Origin of the sequence: Affinundibacterium danionis (assembly GCF_042432465.1) — a bacterium.
Classification (GTDB): domain Bacteria; phylum Pseudomonadota; class Gammaproteobacteria; order Burkholderiales; family Burkholderiaceae_D; genus Undibacterium; species Undibacterium danionis.
On sequence record NZ_JBHLXJ010000028.1, the window covers coordinates 1 to 5,144 of the forward strand.

General features: G+C 49.7%; 2 tRNA genes and 3 rRNA genes. All 5 read left to right on the top strand.

Features of this window, described 5'->3' with window-relative positions:
- Window positions 1–1,238: ribosomal RNA gene (locus ACFFJH_RS18060) — 16S ribosomal RNA — on the top strand; the annotation flags it as partial.
- Between the two features lie 118 nt (window positions 1,239–1,356).
- A tRNA-Ala gene (locus ACFFJH_RS18065) sits at window positions 1,357–1,432 on the top strand.
- Between the two features lie 26 nt (window positions 1,433–1,458).
- Window positions 1,459–1,535 (top strand) — tRNA-Ile (locus ACFFJH_RS18070).
- 386 nt (window positions 1,536–1,921) lie between these two features.
- A 23S ribosomal RNA gene (locus tag ACFFJH_RS18075) occupies window positions 1,922–4,794 on the top strand.
- Window positions 4,795–4,977: 183 nt separating this feature from the next.
- Window positions 4,978–5,090: ribosomal RNA gene (gene rrf, locus ACFFJH_RS18080) — 5S ribosomal RNA — on the top strand.
- The last annotated feature ends 54 nt before the right edge of the window (window positions 5,091–5,144 follow it).

The following is a 5,144-nucleotide window of genomic DNA, read 5'->3' on the forward strand; positions in this document are numbered from 1 at the left end:
CGACCAGCCACACTGGAACTGAGACACGGTCCAGACTCCTACGGGAGGCAGCAGTGGGGAATTTTGGACAATGGGGGCAACCCTGATCCAGCAATGCCGCGTGAGTGAAGAAGGCCTTCGGGTTGTAAAGCTCTTTTGTCAGGGAAGAAACGGTGAGTCCTAATATGGCTTGCTAATGACGGTACCTGAAGAATAAGCACCGGCTAACTACGTGCCAGCAGCCGCGGTAATACGTAGGGTGCAAGCGTTAATCGGAATTACTGGGCGTAAAGCGTGCGCAGGCGGTTATATAAGTCAGATGTGAAATCCCCGGGCTTAACCTGGGAACTGCATTTGAGACTGTATGGCTAGAGTGTGTCAGAGGGGGGTAGAATTCCACGTGTAGCAGTGAAATGCGTAGATATGTGGAGGAATACCGATGGCGAAGGCAGCCCCCTGGGATAACACTGACGCTCATGCACGAAAGCGTGGGGAGCAAACAGGATTAGATACCCTGGTAGTCCACGCCCTAAACGATGTCTACTAGTTGTCGGGACTTAATTGTCTTGGTAACGCAGCTAACGCGTGAAGTAGACCGCCTGGGGAGTACGGTCGCAAGATTAAAACTCAAAGGAATTGACGGGGACCCGCACAAGCGGTGGATGATGTGGATTAATTCGATGCAACGCGAAAAACCTTACCTACCCTTGACATGGTTGGAATCCCGAAGAGATTTGGGAGTGCTCGCAAGAGAACCAATACACAGGTGCTGCATGGCTGTCGTCAGCTCGTGTCGTGAGATGTTGGGTTAAGTCCCGCAACGAGCGCAACCCTTGTCATTAGTTGCTACATTAAGTTGAGCACTCTAATGAGACTGCCGGTGACAAACCGGAGGAAGGTGGGGATGACGTCAAGTCCTCATGGCCCTTATGGGTAGGGCTTCACACGTCATACAATGGTACATACAGAGGGCTGCCAAACCGCGAGGTGGAGCTAATCCCAGAAAGTGTATCGTAGTCCGGATTGTAGTCTGCAACTCGACTACATGAAGTTGGAATCGCTAGTAATCGCGGATCAGCATGTCGCGGTGAATACGTTCCCGGGTCTTGTACACACCGCCCGTCACACCATGGGAGCGGGTTTCGCCAGAAGTAGGTAGCTTAACCGTAAGGAGGGCGCTTACCACGGCGGGGTTCGTGACTGGGGTGAAGTCGTAACAAGGTAGCCGTATCGGAAGGTGCGGCTGGATCACCTCCTTTCTAGAGTGCGCTTGAATGTTAAGTGTCCACACTTATTGACTGTTAATGATAAAGAACGCAGAAGACGCTGGTAATAGAAGCGACTTCGAGATTTGCCCGGTTAAGTTGTAAAACGAATGGGGGTTTAGCTCATCTGGTAGAGCACCTGCTTTGCAAGCAGGGGGTGATCGGTTCGAGCCCGGTAACCTCCACCAAGTTAAGTAACTAGTGGTAATTGACTGGGGCTGTAGCTCAGCTGGTTAGAGCACCGTGTTGATAACGCGGGGGTCGTTGGTTCGAGCCCAACCAGCCCTACCAAATCGAAGAGAAGCAAAATCGAAATAACAAATGTGAGTAGCGCGAGCGCTATTGAGATTTGTTCTTTCAGAGCGAAAGCAAAGTAATTAAGTAGTACCGTTCTTTAACAATTGAGAAGAAGTAAAGTAGAAATAATCAAAATTATTTCGTAGAGGAGTTGGTGGCGGAAGCTACTAACAAATTTATGGAAGGGTTGTGATTGTATCGAACAAACAAAGTAGTAAAAGTGATCCAAGTCGTCGTCAAGCAATTGACGAAGAAAATAACTCACTTGAGCTACGGCAACGCTAAAGTAATACTCATATAGTAGTAAAGAACTATAACTACTTTTTAGTGATGAACCTGAAGAGAGTAATCAACTCAGACACTAGAAATCAAAGTTATAGGGACAAGTGACTAAGTGCACATGGTGGATGCCTTGGCGATATCAGGCGATGAAGGACGTAGTAGCTTGCGATAAGCTGCGGGGAGTGAGCAAACACACATTGATCCGCAGATTTCCGAATGGGGAAACCCGGCCGTAAGGTCATTGCAACCTGAATACATAGGGTTGCAAAGCGAACGTGGCGAACTGAAACATCTAAGTAGCTACAGGAAAAGAAATCAACCGAGATTCCCAAAGTAGTGGCGAGCGAAATGGGAAGAGCCTGCATGATTTAGCATCTTTAATAGTAGAACGGATTGGAAACTCCGGCCATAGAGGGTGATAGCCCCTTATACGAAATTATCGGTGTGGAACTAAGTATGCGACAAGTAGGGCGGGACACGTGAAATCCTGTCTGAACATGGGGGGACCATCCTCCAAGGCTAAATACTCGATATCGACCGATAGTGAACCAGTACCGTGAGGGAAAGGCGAAAAGAACCCCGGGAGGGGAGTGAAATAGAACCTGAAACCGTGTGCATACAAACAGTCGGAGCGGACTTGTTCCGTGACGGCGTACCTTTTGTATAATGGGTCAGCGACTTACATTCAGTGGCGAGCTTAACCGCATAGGGAAGGCGCAGAGAAATCGAGTCCGAATAGGGCGACAGTCGCTGGGTGTAGACCCGAAACCAGATGATCTACTCATGGCCAGGATGAAGGTGCCGTAACAGGTACTGGAGGTCCGAACCCACTAACGTTGAAAAGTTAGGGGATGAGCTGTGGGTAGGGGTGAAAGGCTAAACAAATCTGGAAATAGCTGGTTCTCTCCGAAAACTATTTAGGTAGTGCCTCAAGTATCACCAACGGGGGTAGAGCACTGTTATGGCTAGGGGGTCATCGCGACTTACCAAACCATTGCAAACTCCGAATACCGTTGAGTGCGAGCTTGGGAGACAGACATCGGGTGCTAACGTCCGGTGTCAAGAGGGAAACAACCCAGACCGCCAGCTAAGGTCCCAAAGTACAGCTAAGTGGAAAACGAAGTGGGAAGGCTAAAACAGTCAGGAGGTTGGCTTAGAAGCAGCCACCCTTTAAAGAAAGCGTAATAGCTCACTGATCGAGTCGTCCTGCGCGGAAGATGTAACGGGGCTAAGCTGTACACCGAAGCTGCGGATATCCTTTTAGGATATGGTAGGAGAGCGTTCTGTAAGCCTGCGAAGGTGTCTTGTAAAGGATGCTGGAGGTATCAGAAGTGCGAATGCTGACATGAGTAGCGATAATGGGAGTGAAAAGCTCCCACGCCGTAAGCCCAAGGTTTCCTGTTCAACGTTCATCGGAGCAGGGTGAGTCGGCCCCTAAGGCGAGGCAGAGATGCGTAGCTGATGGGAAGCAGGTTAATATTCCTGCACCGTCGTATGATGCGATGGGGGGACGGATCGCGGAAGGTTGTCAGGCGGTTGGAAGAGCCTGTTCTTGACTTGTAGAAGGTGCTTAGGCAAATCCGGGCACATAATTCAAGGGGTTGAGACGAGTGAATTTATTCACGAAGCAATCGGAAGTGGTTCCAAGAAAAGCCTCTAAGCTTCAGTCATACGAGACCGTACCGCAAACCGACACAGGTGGGCGAGATGAGTATTCTAAGGCGCTTGAGAGAACTCGGGAGAAGGAACTCGGCAAATTGGTACCGTAACTTCGGGATAAGGTACGCCCTTGTAGCTTGACTGGCCTGCGCCAGAAGGGTGAAAGGGTTGCAATAAACTGGTGGCTGCAACTGTTTAATAAAAACACAGCACTCTGCAAACACGAAAGTGGACGTATAGGGTGTGACTCCTGCCCGGTGCTGGAAGATTAAATGATGGGGTGCAAGCTCTTGATTGAAGTCCCAGTAAACGGCGGCCGTAACTATAACGGTCCTAAGGTAGCGAAATTCCTTGTCGGGTAAGTTCCGACCTGCACGAATGGAGTAATGATGGCCACACTGTCTCCTCCCGAGACTCAGCGAAGTTGAAATGTTTGTGATGATGCAATCTACCCGCGGCTAGACGGAAAGACCCCATGAACCTTTACTGTAGCTTTGCATTGGACTTTGAACCAATCTGTGTAGGATAGGTGGGAGGCTTTGAAGCGGGGACGCCAGTTCTCGTGGAGCCATCCTTGAAATACCACCCTGGTTTGTTTGAGGTTCTAACCTTGGCCCATTATCTGGGTCGGGGACAGTGCATGGTAGGCAGTTTGACTGGGGCGGTCTCCTCCCAAAGTGTAACGGAGGAGTTCGAAGGTACGCTAGTTACGGTCGGACATCGTGACGATAGTGCAATGGCATAAGCGTGCTTAACTGCGAGACTGACAAGTCGAGCAGGTACGAAAGTAGGACATAGTGATCCGGTGGTTCTGTATGGAAGGGCCATCGCTCAACGGATAAAAGGTACTCTGGGGATAACAGGCTGATTCCTCCCAAGAGTTCATATCGACGGGGGAGTTTGGCACCTCGATGTCGGCTCATCACATCCTGGGGCTGTAGCCGGTCCCAAGGGTATGGCTGTTCGCCATTTAAAGTGGTACGTGAGCTGGGTTTAAAACGTCGTGAGACAGTTTGGTCCCTATCTGCCGTGGGCGTTGGATATTTGAAGGGGGCTGCTCCTAGTACGAGAGGACCGGAGTGGACGAACCTCTGGTGTATCGGTTGTCACGCCAGTGGCATTGCCGAGTAGCTATGTTCGGAAGAGATAACCGCTGAAAGCATCTAAGCGGGAAACTCGCCTTAAGATGAGATATCCCAGAGCCTTGAGCTCTTTAAAGGGTCGTTCGAGACCAGGACGTTGATAGGCTGGGTGTGGAAGTGCAGTAATGCATTAAGCTAACCAGTACTAATTGCCCGTACGGCTTGTCCCTATAACTTTGGTCAGTTATAGATAACTAGACAAGTATTACAAAGTGTTTGCCAATAGTTTGAGCAATCACAACCGATTATTTGCGACCGTCTTGATAGACGGTAACGCGTGGGCTTAGCCCACCCTACAAGCTTCTTCTTAATTGGATTTGTTGTTCATGAGAACAGCAAATCAACAAGTTATGCCTGATGACTATAGCAAGTTGGTACCACACCTTCCCATCCCGAACAGGACCGTGAAACGACTTTGCGCCGATGATAGTGCTGCAACCAGTGTGAAAGTAGGTCATCGTCAGGCTTTTATTCCGCATCGCCCCAAGTTCCTCTGAACTTGGGGCTTTTGCTTTTTATA